Raw genomic sequence first — 23,804 nt, forward strand, 5'->3', positions numbered from 1 at the left:
TTTTAGACTTTCTTAACCATTCATCCATTGAGGTAATTATCTAAAATCATTAATAATTTTAAAGGTAATGTGGTCAAAAATAGTTGGTGTTTTTCACAAAAATAATTCGTAATATTTGGCGACTGATTGGAAGAGGAAGCAAGCAATGCTGAGGAGCAACTTGCCAGCAATACAGTCAGTGCTGTACACAATAGTTTAAAGGATGGTAAAAACCATCCTTTTTTGTGTAAATTATTGAAACAGCTTTATGGCTAAAAAAACCTTTAAACCTCCTTGTTCTGGCTGTAACTTAGCCTTGGAGCTTTCCCAAGCATCACGTTAAAATACCGCTGAAGAGTACTAACCGAATATCCGGATTCTGTTAAAATCTGCTCATAAGTCTGTTTTTCGACAATCCATTTTTTGAACCAAATTTCTTTGTTTTTTAAGCTTACAGATATTTTCGGAAGTAAAATAAATACCACAATTTTTACATTTAAATCTGCGTTTTCCATTTTGCTTTCCCCATGAAATCACATCCAGACTTCTGCAACTCCAACAACGATTTTTTTTGAATTTCCAGCCATAAAAAAAGTTTATTGAAACAAAGTTCAATAAACTTTCTATATCATCAGTAGCAATCAGCAATACAAAGACTTTTACCAACTATTTTTGACTATTAAACCATTTTAAAGCACATTATCCAAAATAAAAAAACAGCTGTCTTTCGACAGCTGCTTCTATTTGTATCCTAATAAGAAATTAGTTTTTCAAGATTTTCTGAGAAACTGCCTGATTGTTTACAGTTCCTGTAACGATGTAGTTACCTTCAGCCAAATCAGCAACATTTAAAGTTCCGTTAGCTTTTACAGAAGCAGTTTTTACCAACTGACCTGTCAAAGTATAAATTTTTACATCCTTAGCATCAGCACCGAAAGTGATTTCGTCATTTTTAACGAAAGTGTTTTTAATTATTCTATATTTTGAAGGTAATACTTCTCCAACTGCCAATGTTCCTGTAGTTACAGAAAAATCGTCAAACGCAACAACAGCAGCATTATTATAGGCTCTAACCTGTAATTTCAATGAAACAACATTTGCAGGAGCAACTACAGTCACAGAATGTTGTGTCCAAGCTGTACTTGTTGGTAAATAACCATTATTTGGTCCTCTCAATGGATCAGAAGCCGTATTAGTATTTTGATACACTGCAGCACCTGCAGAATCTAAGTAATTTGCCCAAATTCTCGCATCAGTATTATCACCACTAGCTTTATACCAAAAAGATATTGTATAAGTAGCACCTGCAGTTACTGGTATATTTTGTTCAAATCCTGTAGTAGCAGTTGGAGCAGTATATTCTACCGAATTTGTTCCACTGTGTGGAGCAGTCGTTGTCAGCGTTGGTAAATAGTATGCAGTGCCACTACCAGGATTAGTTGCAGTCCAACTAGTAAGACCATTTTCAAAACCAGGGTTGGTAATCAAATTCTGCGCATTCGCAGAAGCTGCAACTGCAACAATTCCTAAAACTGTAAAGATCTTTTTCATAACTTAATTTTTTAATTATTAATAATTTACATTGCAAAAATAAGGCTAATTTTCCATTTGGGACAATATTCAGGTTAATTTTCTGTTAATAATGCTAAAAACCCTACCGTTCACATTTTTTAGCTATTTTTACCAATTATTTTTTAAACATTTGCGGAATTCTATTCTGATATTCTTCCTATTTTTCCTGGGCTTATCTTTGAATAACGCTCAAATTTTCACGTGGAAGAACCCCAACATTCCGAAAGATTCTGCATCAACAAAGAATGACAGTATTTTAGCGATAAAAAAAGACAGCATTCTCGCTTTCAGATTCGGACAGGATATTTTTGCAAAAGATACCATGGATTTTGTGAAAACCCAAAATCGTATCATTGTAGACGAAGCTGTTCTGGCAAAAAATAACACCAAAAGATTTTTAGGAGAGCTCAATTCAAAAGGTTCTATCATTCGTGGGATTACTTTTGGTAACAATCAGGGACAATCGGTTCAGAGCTCGATGGATCTTCAGATTTCGGGCAGACTTTCGAAAGACGTGACTGTTTTAGCAAGTATTTCCGATCACAATTTACCGATTCAGGCAGACGGTTATACGCAAACCTTGGAGGAATTCGACAAAATTTACATGCAGCTTAATATTAAGGATAAATCAATTCTTAGAGCAGGGCATCTGGATTTGGTAGATTCCAAAACTTATTTCGCAAAATATCAGCGTCGAAGCATGGGTCTGCAGTTTCAGACGCAATTCGGAACGGATAATAAAACGTTCGTAGATATTTCCGCAGGTGTTGCACGAAGTGAATTCCACAGAATCCGTTTTCAGGGGATTGAAGGAAATCAGGGACCTTATCGTTTAACCGGGAAAAACGGCGAACAGTTTATCACACTAATTTCTGGCTCTGAGCAGGTCTTTATCGACGGTATTTTAATGAAGCGTGGAGAAAACCAGGATTATATAATTAATTATAATACGGGAGAAGTTACCTTTACCAGCTTCCGACCGATATTTCAGCAAAATTTCATTACGATTTCCTTTAATTATGCCAACAGAAATTATTCCAGATATTTATTTACCGGAAAGCTTGAACATCAGAGAGAAAAATTCAGAGTCGGCCTCAACTGGTTTATGGAGAATGATAATAAAAATGCTCCGTTAGCTTTAAATTTGTCCAAAGAAGACGAGCAGATTTTAGCCGATGCCGGAAATGATGCCAATTTGATGTATGCCCCATCGGGAGTAGTTGCAGAATATGATGTCAACAAAATTCTGTATAGCCTTGTTCCTGGACCAAACGGAAATTATTACCAGTTTTCTACGGATGCTACTCAAACCTTATATCAGGTTTCGTTTACCTATTTCGGGGCAAACTTAGGTGATTATAAGTTGAGTCAGACAACAAACAACGGGCGTGTTTTTGAATATGTTGGCCCGAATCTTGGTGATTATCGCGCCGTAAGAAAGCTTCCTTCCCCTCAAAAAGCTCAAGTGTATACTGTAAATTCTGAATACTCTTTAAAAGACGGAAAAATTGGTGCAGACATTTCATTAAGTAATTATGATATCAATTTGTTTTCTTCAAAAGATTCAGATCAGAATTTAGGATATGCCGCAAGAATTTTTGGAAATAAAACCTTTACCAAAAACAACTGGAAAGGTACTCCAAGTTTTGAATATCAATATATCGACAGACAATTCCATATTTTAGACCGAATCAATGATGTGGAATTTTCCCGGGATTTCAACTTAGCCCAGGAATTTAATGGCTTAACACAAAACCGCTTCATCTTCAGTTTTCAAAACAAATGGAATAACAAATCGACTCTAAATTACCGTATTAATTATCTCGACGAAAGAGATTCTTATAAGGGAATAAAGAACGATCTTGATTTTGGCTGGATTAAAGGAAAATTCAATACCAAAGGAAACTTTTCTTACCTGAATACGAACGCTCTTCTTCAGGACACCAAATTCATCCGTGGAGGAGCAGGAACTGAATACACCGGCAAAAAAGGCAGCTGGGCAGTCGGCGGAAGCATGGAACACAACGAAAAAAAATACAATGACACAGGCTTAATGGATGTCACGAGTTTCAGCTGGAAAGAATTGTTTGTTCAGAAAAAAATCGGAGACAGCACAAGAACGAAACTTTTGTCTAAAATCTATGTAAGAGACAACGACTCTGTTCGCAACAACAGTCTTCAGAATATGAACAGGATCTTAGGTTTCATGGCGGAAAGTCAGATCATTAAAACTGAAAAAACAACGTTAAACGCACTTCTTCATTATAGAAAATTCTTTTATAAAAACGATGATGTAGACGTTAATCAGAATAAAGATTTCGTGGTCGGAAACATTCTGTATAACCAGCAATTATTTAAAAACGGAATGCGTCTCCAAGCTTTTTATGAATTAGGAAACGGACAGGAAGCACAGAGAGAATTCCAGTACATCAAAGTTACAGACGGACAGGGAGTTTACAAGTGGACCGATTACAATGGTGATGGCGTTCAGCAGCTCGATGAATTCGAAATTGCTGAATACTCAGATTTGGCGCAATACATAAGGATTTACACCAATTCGGTACGATATATTCCTTCCAATAAAAATAAATTACAGCTGGCTTTATTTGTGAATCCATCGGTTGTTTTCAGCTCAGAAAACAAATTTTTAAAGCGCTGGAACTTCAATATTTCGTTAAATTCTCAAAATTCTTTCTACAAAAAAGATAAAGTTCTGGTATTGAATCCTTTTGAAAAAGGTGAAGATCAGATTCTCAAAAACCAGAACATTCTGATGTCGGCACAGTTTAATCCTACCGAAAAATCCGGTTGGAACGGAAATTATCGTTTTATACAGAACAACAACCTCATCAATGCCAATTTCAGTAATGAAGAGCGCAATCAGACCTCACATTTTGTGAACATCGGATATTGGTTCAATAAGGAATTCAGGATCGACTGGGAAAATTCTGTCCACGATTTACAAAACTCATCACAGTTGTTTGCAACAAGAGATTACCGTCTGAATAACTTTGAAACCAAGCCAAAAGCAACCTACAAGTTCACCGATGCCATTCAGGCAGAATTTTCATCAGCTTATCGTGAAAAACAGAGAAAAGATGGTGAAGAATTATTAAAGGCTTTCGATATTACCGGAACCATTCAATGGGAACGTAAGAAAACTTCTATTCGTGGGAATTTCTCGTTTATCAACAACGATTTTATAGGAAACAGTTTCAGCATTGTCGGTAATCAGATGCTTGACGGATTAAAACCGGGGAAAAACCAGGTTTGGAGTGTTTTCATTCAGCAAGCCATCAACTCATTCCTGCAATTGAATCTGAATTATGAAGGAAGAAATTCAGGCGAGAGAACTATTCACATCGGAAGTATGCAGGTGAAAGCCAGTTTTTAGGAGCTTTTTCCAGCTTTCACTACTCGCTTTTTTGCACCTCACAAAGTCCGTTTATGCAAAAAGAGCTCAGACAGGCCGTTCAATCTGGGCTAATTACGCGGTCTCAGAATTAGAATTTTTGTTTTCATTTTCGTTTCCTGCAACAAAAAACCACTCTTACAAAAGAGTGGCTTGTAGTCAAAAATGAACAAATGTCGAAACATTTTTATGATGACGTGAAGGTTTTAACAACCCTTCCTTTATAGTTCAAAGTATTTTAAAAAATGCGCTATTTAAGAATATTTTATTTCAAGAACCCTTTCAATGGTTGACATTAAATGAGATTCAGCGTTTGTAAAATTGATACCGATGCTCCCGATAAATGGATAAATTGTTTTTGAACCAAAAATTCCATATTCATTTTTATGATAAAAATTTCTGCTATATTCAGTGCTCGGGAACAAAACTAATAAACCCAAAATATTAAAATTTTGACCATCAGTTGAGCCTATACCGTGTAGATACTTTAAAGCCAAATCTGGATAATCATAAGTTTCTATATTCTTTGATTTCTTGTATTTAGAATCCAATATTATAAAAGTATTATCATCAAATTCAAATATAAAGTCCGGCTTTAATTGGTTTCTAATATTTTTTATTGTTGTTAATGAATCTGGTAAATTTTGATAGTAAAAATTTACCTTTTTTTGCCCCTTAGAAAGAGTAATCCTATCAAATATTTCACCAGCATCATTATATTCTATAACTGGCATATAACCCAATTGCATAAAAGTGTCAATAATTTGATAGTAGCAAGCACGTTCAAACAATTCATCTAATCTACTTATTCCTTTAAAATATTTATTGGTATTAGTATAGTTTGCCCCTTTATAAAGTAACCATGTCATTAAGTGATTATACACGTAATAGTAATGATCTTTAGATTCAATTTTATTAATGTTTGAAAAATTTACATCGGTTTTACTAACTGGAATCTCCTTAATAATTACTTCCTTGATTATAGCTAATTTAAAAGCTAATTCTTTTGTAAGCTTTAGCTTTCTTTTGTACGAATAAGCCATTACCATATCTTCAAATCTTTCAGAGTCGGTTGATGTAACTTCAGAAGAAAATAAATTTTCCAATTCAACTAAAAAATACGATATTTCATTAATGAACCCGTTAATCAATTGGTTTTCTGGATTATCTGTTGTTTCTTTAATGTGCGACGATAAAATTTCAGTAGGAAAAAATGTCCTGTTATTAATTAATAGTTTGTTGGGATCATATGAATTTGTTGCAGTTAAAACTTCCAAATTTGTTAAAAGCCATAAAATAGAATCTTCGGAAACAGCATTGTAACCATTATATGTCTCAATTATATAATTGTTTTCTAAAGTAGTTATTTTGTCAATTTGAAAATAAAACAAATATTTATTTCGAAATTCATTAATGAAATTGTCGCAGAAAATCAATAACCAATCTAATCTATCTTCATCATTAAAATTATTAGCTTGCTGCTTTAATAAAGAAAATTTTGCCCAAATGGAACTTCCTTTACTTTCAACATAAGAAACTAAAGATTCGAATTCAAAATCATCAATTTTTGAAGAAACTACATTTAATTTAATTGTAGAAATCTGCTCGTAATTATCTTTTGAAACTAAAACGATATCACATATTCCAATAGGGTAATTTATAAATAATTTATAAAATAAGATATTTTGAACAAAATTTGGAATTGAAAATCTTGCCTTATATAGGTCAAATACTTTGTCGAAATCCTGATTTTTAAAATAATTTCTTACAGAATCTTCTTTAACAGTGTAGAAGTACTGTCCATCAATAATCTTTATAACAGTTATTTCTACCGGAATATCTGTTATTAATAAACAATGATTATCTAGTTCAACATTTGATTGCACAATGAATGTAAAATAATCAACTTCGTTAATTATTTCATTCATTTCAATGCGAACCGTATTCTCCCTTACATTTTTATAACATAAGATTTCATAATCCATTTTAATAGTAGACATATTTAAAATGCTTCAAATCTTTTCCTCGTTCCAAAATTTTCCCTAACAAAACTGATGACTTGGTCATACCTTTATCTTCAAGGATATTTTTTAATTCTTTCAATGATTGTTCAAAGTACTCTCCTCTTCCATTTACAAGCGGCATAATATGCTGAGAGACTGCAAAATCTAAGGCAGTGTAAGAATTCCCTTCTAAAACCCCAGTAGCAACTTTACAATATTTTTTAATCAAAATCTCTTTACGAGGACTAATGATGATGCCACTATTATTTGATTCAATTTTTTCTTTTATTTGTTGCAAAAGTTTTTTAATCAACTCCTCATCAGATTTCCATTTTTGTGTCTCAGGAAACAATTTTTGTACATCATTGAAGTCAAATATATGATCATTTTTGATGTCAGAAATTGCGTTTTCAATTACTGATAGAGGTTTGTCAATTTGAATAATTGATGCTCTGTCAATCAAACGATTTGATAATGATTCTGTGGTGTGATCATGATTAATTGTAGCAATAAACCTAAATCCCTCTCCAAAGGTAATTTCTTCTTTTTCATGGGTTTTAATTTTTTTTGCATAATCTCCATCAGCTAATTTTATAAAATCCGACCAATAATGTTCCATCGGGCTTAAGTTGGCTTCGTCCAATAAAACAATATAAGGAGAGTTTAAATTTTTATTAGATTTCATCAGAGCTAGTCTTAATCCTGTTTTTGCGTCTTGATATTTACCTGTAAGAGGATTGTAAAAACCCAAAAAATCTCTAGATGAAGTCCATCCCTTCGCACAATTAACCTCTAAATATCCAAACTCTTCATTTAAACCATATGCTGTTGATAATTTATTTACTAATGATGTCTTTCCAACACCTGGTGCTCCGGCGAGTATTGTGATAAACGAATGGTTAATAGTGATTATTAAGTTTGCTACATCATTAAAAGATAAATCTCGATTTAGATTTTTTAATCTTTTTTGGATTTCAAATATATAAGATCTTGCAGTAGATATTTCTTCTGGTAGCTTACTTAGAACCACGGATTCAATGCTTTCTGAATTATCTTTACTAATTTGATTAATATTTATTCCATTTAGCAAATCTGTATACATTTTAGCATCTGCTAATTTAGCAGTATGTACAGCAACGTCACTATCAAAACTTTGTTTTATATGTCTAATTGAATCTTGAATTTTCCTCTCTGTATCCTCTAACTTTTTGATCTCTTCATCAAAAATTTCTTTTTTAATTTCTAATTTCCTCAAATCATCTTTTAGTAATTCAAAATTTTCTCTATTTGCAATGATTTCTTCGAGATTTTGAAGTTTTTCAGGATGATTTAATACTGATGCAATATTGGGATAGCTATTCTTATCTATCCCTTCAATGTCTTTCTTTTCTATTTCTTGTAATTCAATTTCAAGTCTTCTTCTATCGTCTTTTAGCTTTATTATCTCCTCACTTTTAATTATATCATTATCTTCAAGGGTTTTTAACTTCTTTTCAATATTTTCTATCTGTGTATTTCCAGTTATATCCTCTACAAATCCTTTATCATAAAGTTTATTTACTAAGCTTTGAATAATTTTACTTTCCTCTTCAAGTTTATCAATAAATAGTAAATACTTTTGCCATTTTAGCTGATCTAAACTTGAACTAAATAACTTATCTATATCCCCAATTTCGTCAAGAAAATCGACAATTCTTAATCCCTTGTTATTAAGTTTATTTAATACCCACGAATGTAAAATTTGTATCGGAGTATATTCAATTTTTTCTCCCAAATTCTCAACAATGACATTGGTAAAATCTTTGATGTAGCTATTTCCATCAAAATCTGTAAGTATATTTCCAGACGATAGATGCTTGTTAAGCTTAAAAATAACAGATCCGTCATATTCAATGTATGTATCTAAAAAATCTCGGTACATTGATGTGTCGTAATCTTTATTTTTAAATGTTGCAGCTTTTAAATCAAAATTATCTCTCTCAAACGGCCCATATATATTATTCTCTTCTTCAACTATTAGAAAAAACACATCGCTATTTATACCTTCATCGGATATAAGTCTGTGTTTTTCTATATTAAAGTGGTTATTGTAAATTGGAATATATTGAATTGGGGTAACAGCAGAAAAATAATTACTGATACCCATATTATAATTTATTCGTTTCTGAGAAGCATTATAATCATTTATTCTCTCTGTAAACATATTATCGTCGTTAATGAAAAATCCATTATCGATAACTATGAGTTCTGTATCAATGTCTCTATCAAGTAAATCAAAGTCACTAATAAATATATAACCGTTATTGGGATAATCATCTTTCGAAACAGCTTTATATTGATCCGATTCATTGATTTCGAACACCGGCTGTATGAATCCATTTCTATTAGAATTGAAACGCTTAATTTTTTTGGCTAATAATTTCATTTAAATTAATATATAAATACAAATATATAGTAATTAGAGATAATCATATTTAAATATTGACAATGTTGATAAGGTTATTTCGATCTATCGTGATAACTCAAATATAAGAAAATGAATAATTGACATTTCTATTCGTATTTTAATAGTAATATTATCACAAATGGAAACTGAAATATTTTCGTTAAACAATTAAAAAGGCGTCTAAGTAAGATAATAAATTATAGAATTCTCCTAAATATCGAACACAATTGATTTTATCTAAAGGAAAATAAAAATCATTTCACCCAGTAGTGCCTAATAATAATTAGCTTTTATGAATTATTATGAAGGAAATCATTTCCTCAACAATACCATAGATTTTTAGTTGAATAGATGATTTTTAATCTAAATCCAATAATGTGTCATTATCTATTAAGATTTATATAGTAATGTATTTCTTTGTAAAAAATATTTTAAATAAATTTTATCTGACTATGATTTTATTACTTACATAAATACATACAATTCTACCAACTATACGGAAAAGTTAGGAGCTCATTCGCAACTTTGAAGGTCGTCCCTCCCAACAAAGTTGCTACCTCGCTCTCCGAGGGCATAATTTGTAATGGAGAAAATTCAACCAACACAATAGCTTAATCTGAAAAATCCATTCCTTTTATATTTATAACATCAACTTTTGTTTTAGTTTGATTTTGAATAATACCATGATAACAATCATGTTAACTATTTTTAAGTTAATTATAAAATATGTTAAAAAAAGTTAATTTTGCACGATTTTAAAAACTCAATTATGAAAAAACTTTACACTAGTGTATTGCTATTATGCACTATCTCTGTATTGTTTGGTCAGAATGTTCTGTGGCAGAAAGATATTAAATCCTCTACACAGGATTTTCTCTCGCAAGTTACCACAACAGTTGACCAGCAGTATCTTATCACAGGAAGTTCGATTCAATCTAAAAAGATCATTTCTGAAAACAAACAGAATAACGGTTACGACTTTCATCTTGTCAAATTAAATCAACAGGGTGAAGAAGTCTGGGAAAAGTATTTCTCAGGACTAAACCATGATTTTTTATCAGCAACAGTTGCTACACAGGAAGGAGGATTCCTTTTGGCAGGAACTTCTTATTCGGGAAAAAGTTTTGACAAAAAAGACGATTCAAAAGGCGGATCTGATATCTGGCTGATAAGGATCAATGAATTCGGGGATGAACTTTGGCAGAAAACATTGGGAACTTCACAGGATGAAGAAGCAAGGTCGGTGATTCAGACGGCAGATTTAGGATTTATGGTGGCAGGAAACGTTCAGAATTCACCCAACGGCTTTGGTTCGAAAGATGTGATCATTTCAAGATTGGACAAAAAGGGGAAGGTAGTATCCGAACTCATTTTAGGCGGAAAAGGTCTTGATGAAGTTGAAAAGATGATTCCTACTCCCGATGGCGGATCTTTGCTTGGAATTTATTCGCGAAGTTCTGAATATGCAGGAAGCGGGAAGATGGAAGCCGGAAACTCTACCATCAATCGTCATTCAAAATCAACCGAAAACTATGGTGAAGGCGATTACTGGATTGTAAAGCTCAATAAAGAGGGCAAAGTAGAATGGGAAAAAAATTTTGGTGGTAAGGGAGATGACCATGTAAGAACGATGGCATTTACTTCTTCGGGATATATTATCGGTGGCGAGTCAAGATCGGAAAGATCAGGCAATAAGACGGTAGGAATAGAAGAAGGAACAGATCTGTGGTTAGTTTCACTCAATGCCAAAGGTGACGAACAATGGCAACAATCCTACAACTTCAAGAACCGTGATATTCTGATGGGAATGAATGTGATCACAGGAAAACCATCAACGGACAACAATCAACTATCAACCAAAGGCATTTTGCTGGGCGGCTATACTCAGGCTGAAGGAAGGATTGAATCGGATGATGAGACATTCTGGATGCTTTATATTGACAATGATGGTAATGAGCAGTGGAGAAAACACGTGAAAGGAGAATCGAGAAAGAAGGAGGAAAGATTATCTGATCTAAAGATGAATAAAGATGGTTCGATCGTACTCGCAGGAACGAGTGCTGAAGAATTAGGCAAGGAGAATTGGAAAATCGTGAAGTTGGGAGACAGCCAGATTGATCAGCTGATCGAGAAGCAGGATATGAAGATTTACCCGAATCCGGTGAGTGATTACTGTTATGTAGAGATTGGGTTTGAATTTAAGGAAGCGGATATTACGCTGTATGACATGGGTGGAAGACAGCTCCAAAGTTTGAAAACAAAGAATAAAGTGACTAAGATCAATACACAGAATCTCATTCACGGAGCTTATCTGATAGTCGTAAAAACGAGTGATGAAGAAATTGCCACCGCTAAAATTATTAAAAAATAAAATAATGAAAAAACTACAGCAAATTATTTTTGTTATTATATCAATTGGTTTTTTTGCACAAAGTCAGCAAATAAACTTTGGAGATCTTCCAAGACCAATACCATCCACGTCGTACAACGTTACATACCAGGAAATGCCAATGTCTACCGCTACAGGGGTTCCAAACATTTCAATTCCATTAGGAGGAATTTCTGCACAAGGTGATAAGATTCGCGAGAACTTAATATTGTCTTATAACCCCTATAATGTAAATAATGAAGATTTTGTAAGTGACGCAGGGTGGGGATGGTCACTGTTTTCAGGAGGGTCCATCTCAAGGCAAATCGTTGGTGGATTAGATGAATTATTTGATAATGCTTCTGCTTCAAATTATAATCTAAATGATTTTGATGATCTTTATTACTATAATTTACCAAATGGCGTTTCAGGGAAATTTAAAATTTACCGTGATATTTCAAATAATACTTTTTCTATAGTCAATTACGATAGAAATAGTGTTAAAATGGAATTTACGAAAACAACTAATACAGCAACTCTGATTGTTAATTCTTTTACTATTACAGACGACAAAGGATTTAAATATATTTTTAATGATTATAGCCAGTCTCGCTACACATTTGGTAATAAATTATATAGATCTGCATTTTATCTTAACAGCATTAAGGATGCTGCCGGACAAGAGCTTCTTAACTATGAATATCGCAAGAACTACCACTATTTAGATACTACTAATTTATTATATCAAAATTGTAAGTTGAAAACAATTAATAGTATTGGATTAGGTAGAATAGATATCGAACATACGTACGATCACACACTAATCTATACGATGCACGATCCCTATAGCATATCCAAAATTAAAGGACAAAATTATTATGGTAAGGAATTGTTTGAATATACTTTTGACTATGAATTCAAATATTTTCCATCTTTTAACAATCAAAAAAGAATATTGAATAAGATTTCAAAAAAAAATTATGAAAACCCTAGTTCTCCTGAAGTTACGAAGCTTGAGTATTACAATACTGCTTTAGATGATAATATAAGTCTTCCTAATTTTACAGGAATATCTTGCATGGATTTTACGGAGACACAAAAATATCCAGCTAATAGTGTCATAGGCATTCTAAAAAAAATACATTTACCAACAGGAGGAATCATCGAATATGGATTCGAACCCAATGAATATTTTTTTGATAAAAATAATCCTACCTATATACAGAATTTGCAAGAAAATTATGTTGATCCGACAATACAAAGTATTGAGCACATTGGAGAGTTTAATTATTCAAATACACACACGAATAGTCTAGCTCTATGGACTTTGCAAGGAGATCCTGCTAAACAAAAGAAAATATATTTTGTTTTCAACGCCTACAGAAATCCAGACAACCCCTTCTTGCCAGAAAATCCAGGATATCTGCATAGTGGATTTAATATTGATGGGATCAATTCAAATAGTTTTCCAACTTGCGGAGTAGTTCAAGCGGACGAATATAGTTTTTCCGTCACAGTATCTTCACTTGTAAATCCTGGAAAGCATACTTTTCAGTTTCCTGGAATTTGGGAATCAGGGACAGTATCAGTTTATGAATTAAAAAATATACCTCCTCCTTACAAAAATGTCGATTATACATATGGTGTCAGAATAAAGAATGAAAAACACTTTAGTTCATCTTCAAGCACTATTGCAAACAAAACGATCGCTTATTCATATAATTCATTTGACGATAGTAATAGCTCAAGCGGTTACAAATTTGCGAACGAAAACGCATACTCTTCTTCAGAGTTTGTGCTTTATAGAAATGTGAAAGTTAGTGAAGGAGAGAATATGGGATATATCAATAATTATTTTAAATTACCGAGTGATTATCCTGATACCTACATAACTGTTGGTAGTTCGCAATATCCTGTGAAGAATTATTATAACCTCACACAAAATGGACTGTTATTTAAAAAATCGATTTTTGATAATAGTAATAATAAGGTCAAAGAATTTCTTTACGATTATGAATTGCAAAATTCACGTGGCTTTACAGAAATACCCACAGGTTACGGGTATACCAGATCGGGAGTGATCAAAAAACTAAAAGAACAGGAAATACTTTTTGTAGATAATCAACCAGCGTTAATTAATAAAAGAGAATCAAATTTTGAAAACCGTTTCAGATTTAATAGTATTTCAAATATCAAAACATTCCTTGCGGATGGGACTACAACAGAAAAAATCTTTAATTATCCTAGTGCACTCACTTTAGTAGGACAGACCAATGAATTCCAGCATCTAATCGATAAAAATATTACAGGAGTTCCTGTTCAAATTATTGAAAAAATAAATGGTGCAGTAAACATTATAAGTGATACAAAATTTGCAAATAATAGCATTTACCCAACTTCTGTTAAATCAACTAATCCTAACGATGAAAGTATAAAGACAGTTATTCGTTATGATAAATATGATGATAAAGGAAACCTGCTACAGTTTACAACCAATATTGATGAAGTTACAGGTGCAGGCTTTCCTACAACATTAATATATGGATATAATCAGACACTTCCTATAGCAAAAGTTGAAGGAGCTACCACAAATGATTTAAAATTTATACTTGTACCAGCCGGATCGCAGGGAATCGTGACTCGTTCTGATCAGGATATCGATGAAGCTTCTGAAAAACTTTTAATCGGAGAGCTTGATGAGTATCGTAATAATCCTCAGTTAAAGGGTTTCATGGTAACTACATACACATATGATCCATTAGTTGGTATTACAACTATTACGCCTCCAAGTGGTATAAGAGAAATTTATAAATATGATACTAATGGAAAGTTGAAAATGGTATTTGACGTCAATGGTAATATTTTAAAAGAATATAAGCTTAATGTAAAACCACAACCTTAAAACGATGAAAAAAATATTATTATTACTACATATTTTAGTAACAGTTTTAATTTCAGCTCAAAATTTAAGCAATGCTGAAAATTATTTTTATTCAAGAACATACTTGGAGCCAGTCACGGCTTCCCAACCTTCTGCACAACAAATTCAAAGTGTACAATATTTAGATGGATTGGGAAGAACCAAACAAAGTATTGCTATACAAGCTTCTCCTACTGGGAAAGATATCATTATTCCTTCGGAGTACGATAATAGCGGAATGCAAACCAAAAACTATCTTCCTCTGCCTGTAGACACACAGAATGGAGCTTTTGTGAACAATATTTTAGGAAATTCAGTTAATACTTTTTATGGCGTCCCGAATGCATATTCTGAAATTCAGACTGAAAAATCACCGTTAGCAAGAATTGAAAAAATTGCTTCCCCAGGAATTGATTGGCAGATAAACGGTACTCACACTAAAAAAATTAAATATCTTAGCAATGCAGGTGGTGTTGTGAAAAGATTCAAAGCTATGACTATATGGAATTCTTCACAACAGATTAACGATGTTTCTCTGACATTTGCTCCGGACGACAGCTGTTCGGTTGATGGATATTATATTGCCAATACACTATATAAAATAGTGAAATTCGATGAAGACGGAAATGAGAGTCATAACTATATTAATGGTTATAATCAGAAAATACTTGTTCGCCAAATCAATAGAACCCAGAGTGGGGATATAGAGAATTTAGATACTTATTATGTGTATGATAAGTTTGGAAATTTATCATACATCATCCCTCCGAAAGCAGCCGTATTAAATACTATTGCAGAAATTAATGGAAGTCTTAATAATATAGCTTATCAATATAAGTATGACAAATACAACAGGGTTGTCGAAAAAAAGCTACCAGGAAAAGATTGGTCATACATAGTTTACGACAAGCAAAATAGGCAGGTTTTAGTTCAGGATGGTAAGCTAAGAACTACGGAAAATAATTTTGCGAAAAAAGGATGGATGTTTTCGAAATACGATAAGTTTGGAAGAACTTTATATACTGGATTCTTCGCTAATACATCGTCAAGGGTAGCAATGCAGAGCGCACTAAACAACATGTCAAGTAATGCCTTAAATAACGAAACTGCGAGTTCAACCCCATTTACGCTGAACAATATTGATGTTTATTACACAAAAAATGCTTTTCCAACAGGAAGTATGACTTTGTTAGCAGTTTATTATTATGATGAATATCCTACAGGCGCAGTACAACAACCTTCTCAAATACAAAATCAACCGATCCTCGGTGGTAATCCCACGCCATTTATTTTCAACGGATGGTCATCAATAAGAAGCATTAAAACGCTACCCGCAGCAAGCTATATAAAAAATATTGAGGATGATCAATGGACAAAAGCTTTTATTTGGTATGATACATTAGGGAGAGTGGTCGGCACACATTCTAATAATCATTTAGGAGGATCTACGACTACGGAAAAGCTCTTGAATTTTTCAGGATTACCGGAAAAAAACAATATTTTTCACGCAAGGAGAGCAAATGAACCGGGAGTAATAATAAAAGAGCGTTATACATATGATTCTCAAATGAGGCTAAAAAAACATTATCATCAGGTAGATGATATGCCTGAAGTTTTACTTTCTGAAAATAATTATAATGACCTCTCTCAACTCATCAATAAAAAGGTTGGAAACAACTTACAAAGTATAGATTATAATTACAACATTCGTGGTTGGGTGACCGATGTTAATAAGGACCAAATGCAACTTGCTGATCTTGGAGGAAAACTGTTTGCTTACAAGATCAAATACAATCAGAAAGATGGCATTACCAATCCTGATCCCACACAATTCCCAGGAAAAAATGTTGCGGCAAGGTATAATGGTAGCGTAGCAGAAGTTGACTGGAGAACTGTAGAAACTTTAGGTGTTAATCCTTCTCTTATTCCTAAAAGATATGGATATGTCTATGATGAGGCAAACCACTTGACAGCAGGATATTATCAAAATCCAAACAATCCTTACAGCAAGGAAAATACCGAGTCAATCAACTACGATTTAAATGGAAATATTAGTACTCTATTCCGAACTTCTGTAATGGAAGCAGGGACAAATACTGCGACCGTTATTGATAACCTAAATTATACTTATACAGGAAACAAAGTTACCAACATCAACGACGTTTCAAATAATTTTGCAGGTTATGAAGGAGGTGGATTTGGAATGCCCATACAGTATGATGTTAATGGAAATATGCTAAATATGCCAGATAAAGGGATTAATGCTATAGAATATAATTTTCTTAATCTTCCCACTTCCATGGATATAAACAAAAACGGTAATGAACAAATTACTATTAAAACAAAATATAGGGCAGACGGAACCAAGCTTTCAAAAGAGAATAGTACCATAATAACAGGCGTAAAAGGAAGTTCAACAGTAATAAATTCTACCGATTATATTGATGGCTTTCAATATTTTTCTTCGAACTCTCTGATACCACCTGTTGAATGGGAACTTGAGCCAGCTTCCCAACGGGCAATGGAAGAACAGGCATTTAATCGCGATGATTTTGGTGTTATTGGAACAGTTAACGCTAAAACACCTGAACTAAGATTTTTTGCAACTGAAGAAGGGTTTTATGATTATCAAAAAGATCAGTATATTTACCAATATAGAGATCAACTTGGAAATGCCAGGGTTTCTTACGCGAGAAATAACTCAGGTAATCTAGAAATAATAGACAATAATGATTACTATCCGTTTGGTATGAATCATTTGAAGACAGGAAATTCATTTTATGCACAGGGAAGTTATAAATCTTATAAATACAATGCAAAAGAGATGCAGGAAACAGGTTTATATGATTATGGATGGAGGCAATACATGCCCGATATCGGTAGATGGAGTGGTCAAGATCAATTTTCTGAAGTATATCACAATTCCAGTACCTACGCTTATGTCTTGAATAATCCTATTAATATGTCTGATCCTGACGGGAGGTATTCACAAATACAGGATTTAAAGGACTCTATGCCCAACATTTATTCAGGTTGGGAATATGTCGATGGTATTAATTTTGGAGACTGGCATAATTTTGCTAGTGGTGCACAGTTTAGCGCCTTTGTTGCTTACATGGCCGCCAATGGAGGTGGCGGTGGTGGAGGTGGTGGTGGCTCCTACTCCGGAGGTAGTGGAAGCAGCTTTGGTAGTGGATCATCTGGTCTAATTTTTAACGATGGTCTGAAAGAAATGCTTTTACCAGAACTTATGTTAACAGCAAAATCTGGTTGGGGTACTCAGATGTGGAATCATTACAATAACTTTATGAACGATTGGAATTCTGGGTCTGTATGGGATTCTTTCAAACAGCATTTTTATATTGAAGCCGAAGGTTATGTTGATGCAGGTCCTCAGGTGGAAGCGTCAGGAAAACTTTTTGGTATTCCAGTTGGACTAAATATTGAAGGCAGACATACAGAGAAGTTTGGATTTTCTTTAAACTTTGAAGAAGGTCAACTTAAGGATCATATTTTCTTAGGAGAACAGTCTGAGAATACATTTGGATTTGGGATAGGAGCTTATGGTATGGAATCGGTTTATAAAAATAAAATGTTTGGAGACGTTGCTGAGTTTAAAGAATCAATTGGTCCTGTTACTTTTAAGTTTAACCATACCAATGGTGAACGAAGTGTTGAATGGACTCCGATAGAAGGTAGTTTTTCTGCAATCATAGGAATAACAGGTGGTGTAACTTTAGGTTGGAAATATTAAAATAAAAAAATGGTAGGAAAGAGAGTATTCGCATATTTGGCTGATATGTATATAATTACATTGTCCCAGTTATTGTTTTTTAGCATATACAGATATTCTATTGAAGGTGAATTCAAATTAAGCATACTTTATATATTAAATAATTATAAATATTTATTTATATTTATTTACCTCATGTATTTTTTTGTCTTTGAATTTTACTTTAGACAAACACTTGGAAAAAAAATATTTAAATTAGAAGTTGTTTTTAAAAATAGAAATATATTAAGTATAATTATCAGGACCTTAGTAAGATTGATACCAGTTGACTTGTTTCTGATCATTTTAAAGAGCAACAAAACATTACATGATTTACTGTCAGGTACTGAAGTAATATCAAAGCCTGACAAAAATGCTTAAAAATCAAAGTTGCTAAACATGCTTTGATTACAGCTTCAGATAATAAAAAAGATCAGAGCACAGATTTGCTCTGATCTTTTTTATTATCTTTTATTCAAGAATACCTCTCAGTTCCCTGCAAACTTGATTAAACATGTAATACACATTTATTCCTCCTGCTGAGATAATTAGTAATAACCTCTAAAATCTTTTACTTTAAATTACCACAAAGTTCAAGATAATTTTAGAAAGGACAAGGACAGCAAAATTAGACTAAAGACTTACAAAAATTAAAGATTGTTGTAATTATTCATAAAATTAAAATATGAAAACTTCCATCAATTTTAAAGCAGCGAAGTCAGATTCTGAAGCCCACAACTTCAGAAAGAAAACGTTCGATTATATTCGAAAGGATTTAACTTTCAAAAACGAATATTGGTCAGAAGAAAAACTTTCAAACAGATTACAAAATATAGAAGCATATTGTAAAGAAAAATCAGGAAGAAAACTACAGAAAAATGCAATGCCTGTTCGTGAAGCAGTTGTAGTTATTAAAGATGATACAACAATGCAGGACTTGCATCATCTTTCTAAAAGATTGGAAGATGAATTGAAAATAAGAATTTTCCAGATTGCGATCCATAAGGACGAGGGACACTATGATAAGGAAACGAAAGAATGGAAACCCAATTTTCACGCTCATCTTGTTGCGGATTGGCAAGATTTGCAAACCGGAAAAACTTTAAAGCATCAATCTTTCCACTATTCAAAAATGCAGGATATCACAGCGGAATGTTTGGGAATGGAAAGAGGCATTGAAGGCTCAAAAGGTAGATTAGAAGCGATAGAATTTAAAATCCAGAAAAAAGAACAAGAGCTTTTAGCACTAGATAAGAAGATAAACGTTGTCAAATCTGAGCTCAGTTCCAAAAAGTTTGAAGATTTTATTGTGAAAGAAAGAGACTTCTTAGGTTTTAAAAAAATTAGAACCGATCAAACTCTTGACAACTACGAAAAAGCGTTCAAGACGTACAATATACAACTTAGCAAAAACAAACAGGAATTAAAATTCAAAAACAAACTGATAACAGAACTTCAAAGCAAAAATTTTGATCTTAAAAAAGAAATTTCAATTCTGAAAAACAAATTATCCACCGTTCTATCCAACGGCAATATTTATTCGAGTGAAAAAATAAAATATTTAAACTCTGTGAAGGATACTTTAATCAAAACATTACAATTTGAGAAAACAAAATTACCTCAGCTTTTTATTGGTTCTCAAGAAAAGTTACTCGCAGAAATCAATAATGTTTGTAAGAAGGTTTCGCAAGGGAACAATATACCTTTCTCTGCATTTGAAGAAGTTTTTAAAGATTCAGAAAGTGTTTCCCAAATAATAACTCTCTTAAATTTTGGCAATTCTGAGATCAATTATAATTCTGAGCAAATTCTATTACAGCAAAAGAAGAAAAAACAAAGGAGATTATAATAGATAATTAAAAATAATAAAAAGAAAACAAAAGAATAGTTCCAGATTATTAAACACAAGTTCAAGCCTGACGGTATCAATAAAAATCTCCACCTTTCAGGTTGTATTTTTATTGATAAACTTGCTTATTAAAATCTGTAACGATAATGAAATGGCTTTCTTTTTTTTCCTTTTTTCTTTTAGAAATAAATTTAAATTCCAGTTTTCAATTTAGGTTTATAATTATAAGAGTGTATGGTATATATATTAAAATTGGATGTGAAAATACAGATTTGTAGAGATTTAATATAAAAGTTTTGCGTAAAATTCTTTATGAAAAAGCTTCATTTCATGATTATATAAAAAATCTGTAATCATATTCTGTACTTCCCATGTTATTAACCAGTTTTCCAATTCTAGCAATCTCATTTGATGAAAATATTGTTGCTGGCAGTTGGGAATACATATTTAAAGAATTCCAATTCATTTTAGATAATCCTAAAATCTCGTTAGAAATTTGTTCTAATGAGCTATTACCATAATGTCTTATTATTTTTAACGGTTTTGGGATGTACCTACCACCAGGATAAAAATTATAATACTCATTTTTTACCGACGGAATAATTCCGTGAGTCCATAATAATGCTGAATAACTTGTTAATTGAATACAAGTGCCTCTAGCGATAGAATAACCGTCAATTTCTGTTTTCCCATTTTTAATTTTACTAGAGACATATTTAACATCATCTTCAAAATTTATTTCAATTAAATCGACATTCTGAATATTGGCATTTTCTAGAAGACTATCGCAAATTCCATCTCTTTCTTCTTTGGTAAAAAATGTCCTTTTATGAATTACGACCCGTCTCGGCATTTCGTTCATGGATTCATAAAACAAGTTGATAATGGACCTCCCAAAATCATACGCATCATCATATGATAGATGAGGTTTTTTATCTCGCCATTGAATTTTATCATTACTTAATTTGGAGAGCTTATATTTTAATCCTTCTCCATTTGATGTGTATAAATGACTACAACCTAAAATTATTGGATTATTTTTATTGAATTTATCGACGCTGTAGCCTATTCCTGCAAAAGCCGTATCACTTGTGGAGTTCTCTACCAGCCAAGGCGTTCTAAATGATTTTACATAAAATGACAATGAAAGCCACCATATAACCTGGCATTCTTGTTTTTTATCTAACAATGTCCTTTCTGTTATAAATTGAGAAGTCAAACCTTTCTCAGCACAAAATGCTTTTATATAATCATGAAGGTTAAACGATTCATATTCATTTGAAAAGGAAGTATATTTTAACCATTTGTCTGGAATAAATATTACAATTACCTTTTGAGTTCTCGATGCACTTATCTTTAAAATTTCGGAACAAATATTTTCTTTAATTCTATTTGAAATATTTTTTATATCACTAGATAGTGCTAAATCTTCAATTTCTCTCCAATCTGACGAATTTATATTTGGAATTTCCAAATCCACATTATATATATCATAAAATGCTTCATAATCAATCAAATAGCTTTCTTTAGGATTGTTAACAGGTATTTTTGTATTTAATTTGCTTAAAAAATTGTTTAATTTTTGAGAATATTCAGAAATACACAATACTGACATTTTTATCTGCTTATTCAAAAAGTGATCAATCCCAGTCTCATAAGGTTTATGATTAACCAAACCCTTCATTGGATGAGGTTCTAAACATCTTTTCCCACCATTATTTGAGCTAAAAATCAAATTTGGTTCTCTAAATTTAACACCTCGATATCTTATCAAATGAGATGGAATATTATGAGTCTCATTATTATTTTTTGTCAAGTCATCAATCAATGTAAATACTGGATTTTTTTTGATTTTAAAAGCAAAGCCTGAATTTGAATTATTGGGGAAATCAAATTCGTTAGAATTTTTGAATAAAATTTCTCTCCATTTTGAAACATACTCATTGAATTTACTATTCCAAATTTGATGAAAATATTCAAGACCTATTGTGTGAATTTCATCTTTAGAATCAACATGAAAATCTGGATTTAAAGTAATATATACTTGATTAGATATAATCTCAATGTTTAAACGAATTGCACTGTATACTTTGTGTCCTTTAATAAATTTAAAGTCATTTTCACTCCATAATTTTCTATTATTATCTGTGTTTAATTTGTTTTCTAAAGAATAGTACTTACAAATCGCTGAAAGAAATAGGTAAATTAGGTTATTAGAACTATTCGTGATTTCGGTTATAGGTTTTCTAACTAGCTTTGTTTGAATAAAAGAACCAAAGAGCTTACTTATATTCTCTGCAACACCAAGACTCCATATTTGGTTGCCAATAGGAACTGCTGCAATTCCCTTTTCAGGTAAAATGTTTTCATTTAAAAAATCCCATGTTTTTCCTGTAATTGTGTGTTCAAAAACGTAAACTTCTTTTGGAAATTCTATTGGGAAAAAATTGCTTTTTAAAACAGTGTTGGTTTTTTTAGGCATAAGATTAAATGGAATTGATTCAATTTTCTTTGAATCATCTTTAACAAGTGCCTCAAACTCATTATAGATTTGTACATTATCACTTAGTAATAATTGAGCAATTTGATAGATGGCATTATCATATCCTTCTGTAGCAATATAGAAGGCTCTCGTTTTTCTTTCATTTGCAGAAAGGATCAAGTCTTTGACTACCTCACTCTTGTTTTCTTTATACCCACACCAATATAATCTCCCTCCACCATCTTTTGAATATAATTCTCGCAGAGTATTCATTAGAGAATGATCCCTACCACTGTAACCAAAAACAATAAGATGTTTATCCTTAAGATACTCGATCATTTTTTCTCGAAATACTTCATCTTGAGTCTTTAACTCACTTTCAGTATTTTTTAAATCTCCAAACTTAAAATCTCCGTGAAGCTTTAGAATTGGCAATTCGCTACTATTTTGAGTACGATTGATAATTCTAGAAGTATTTTCTAACGTTATATCAATTGATTGAAATCGCTGCGATATACATGCGTCTCTCATTAAATCGTCAAAATTAGTTGTCCAGATAGTATCAACAAAACCTGATTTTGCTAATAATGCTGTCGCTTTGTAGCCAATGGAAGGTTGGGCATTAGAACAAATTTTCTGAAAATATTTTCTTCGATCTTCGTCGATGGGAAAACATTCATTTGCATAAAAAGAATACTCAATTTCAGATCCATTAGGAGGAAATCTCCCTTGATTATCAAGCCAATTTTGTATTATCTCTTGATTTTTTTTATTCCTAAAGTTTTCAATTAGTTCACTTGAGATATTATTGCTAGTCTGATAAATCATTTTTTTCCACTCCCAAATACAATCATAAGCTGATTGAATTCCGGAGGTTATTGAACTACCCGCACCTAGCAGAAAAGCATATTTGTCATTTTTTGAAATAATCAATGACCTTTTAAACTTATCAAAATCTAATTCCATCGTTCAAGTTTTTAATTATTAGTTTAGTTTTTAAA

The 23,804-nt window shown here is 32.2% G+C and carries 11 protein-coding genes; 6 read left to right on the plus strand and 5 right to left on the minus strand.

What is annotated here, in order from left to right:
- Nucleotides 1-372: 372 nt before the first annotated feature.
- Nucleotides 373-516, minus strand: coding sequence for an IS1/IS1595 family N-terminal zinc-binding domain-containing protein (locus tag ACR1PN_RS09540; RefSeq protein ID WP_433979873.1), 144 nt, complete (start codon nt 514-516; stop codon nt 373-375).
- 225 nt (nt 517-741) lie between these two features.
- Entirely contained in the window at nt 742-1,530 is a 789-nt protein-coding gene (locus tag ACR1PN_RS09545) for a carbohydrate binding domain-containing protein (RefSeq protein WP_378183142.1), read from the minus strand.
- A gap of 343 nt (nt 1,531-1,873) precedes the next feature.
- Between ACR1PN_RS09545 and ACR1PN_RS09550 the strand changes: the two genes are divergently transcribed.
- A complete protein-coding gene (locus ACR1PN_RS09550; protein ID WP_433979874.1) occupies nt 1,874-4,945 on the plus strand; it encodes a hypothetical protein in 3,072 nt (1,023 codons plus the stop codon).
- 272 nt (nt 4,946-5,217) lie between these two features.
- Here the strand turns inward: ACR1PN_RS09550 and ACR1PN_RS09555 are convergent, their stop codons facing one another.
- Together ACR1PN_RS09555 and ACR1PN_RS09560 are read right to left on the minus strand one after the other, a co-directional pair.
- Nucleotides 5,218-6,963 (minus strand): hypothetical protein, encoded by a 1,746-nt coding sequence (locus tag ACR1PN_RS09555; RefSeq protein ID WP_433979848.1) that lies wholly within the window; start codon nt 6,961-6,963, stop codon nt 5,218-5,220.
- Complete coding sequence (locus tag ACR1PN_RS09560) at nt 6,950-9,391, minus strand: AAA family ATPase (protein ID WP_433979849.1); 2,442 nt, start codon at nt 9,389-9,391, stop codon at nt 6,950-6,952. Before ACR1PN_RS09560 ends, ACR1PN_RS09555 begins: the two co-directional genes overlap by 14 nt.
- Before the next feature lie 790 nt (nt 9,392-10,181).
- Between ACR1PN_RS09560 and ACR1PN_RS09565 the strand changes: the two genes are divergently transcribed.
- The 5 genes from ACR1PN_RS09565 (at nt 10,182) to ACR1PN_RS09585 (ending at nt 20,321) form a co-directional block, all read left to right on the plus strand.
- A complete protein-coding gene (locus tag ACR1PN_RS09565; protein WP_433979850.1) occupies nt 10,182-11,783 on the plus strand; it encodes a T9SS type A sorting domain-containing protein in 1,602 nt (533 codons plus the stop codon).
- The gene (locus ACR1PN_RS09570; RefSeq protein ID WP_433979851.1) at nt 11,746-14,682 is read left to right on the plus strand and encodes a hypothetical protein; all 2,937 of its coding nucleotides are present in this window, start codon (nt 11,746-11,748) and stop codon (nt 14,680-14,682) included. Before ACR1PN_RS09565 ends, ACR1PN_RS09570 begins: the two co-directional genes overlap by 38 nt.
- A 4-nt stretch (nt 14,683-14,686) precedes the next feature.
- Nucleotides 14,687-18,454: a DUF6443 domain-containing protein gene (locus tag ACR1PN_RS09575; protein WP_433979852.1), complete on the plus strand. Its 3,768-nt coding sequence runs from the start codon at nt 14,687-14,689 to the stop codon at nt 18,452-18,454.
- A gap of 9 nt (nt 18,455-18,463) precedes the next feature.
- On the plus strand, nt 18,464-18,853 hold the full coding sequence (locus tag ACR1PN_RS09580; RefSeq protein ID WP_433979853.1) for an RDD family protein: 390 nt from the start codon (nt 18,464-18,466) through the stop codon (nt 18,851-18,853).
- A 304-nt stretch (nt 18,854-19,157) separates the two neighbouring features.
- Nucleotides 19,158-20,321, plus strand: a complete 1,164-nt coding sequence (locus ACR1PN_RS09585) for a hypothetical protein (RefSeq protein WP_433979854.1) — start codon at nt 19,158-19,160, stop codon at nt 20,319-20,321.
- A gap of 334 nt (nt 20,322-20,655) precedes the next feature.
- Here the strand turns inward: ACR1PN_RS09585 and ACR1PN_RS09590 are convergent, their stop codons facing one another.
- A complete protein-coding gene (locus tag ACR1PN_RS09590) occupies nt 20,656-23,769 on the minus strand; it encodes an SIR2 family protein (RefSeq protein ID WP_433979855.1) in 3,114 nt (1,037 codons plus the stop codon).
- Nucleotides 23,770-23,804: the final 35 nt, after the last annotated feature.

The sequence above is a fragment of the Chryseobacterium sp. RLHN22 genome (genome assembly GCF_051011795.1).
Lineage (GTDB): Bacteria > Bacteroidota > Bacteroidia > Flavobacteriales > Weeksellaceae > Chryseobacterium > Chryseobacterium zhengzhouense.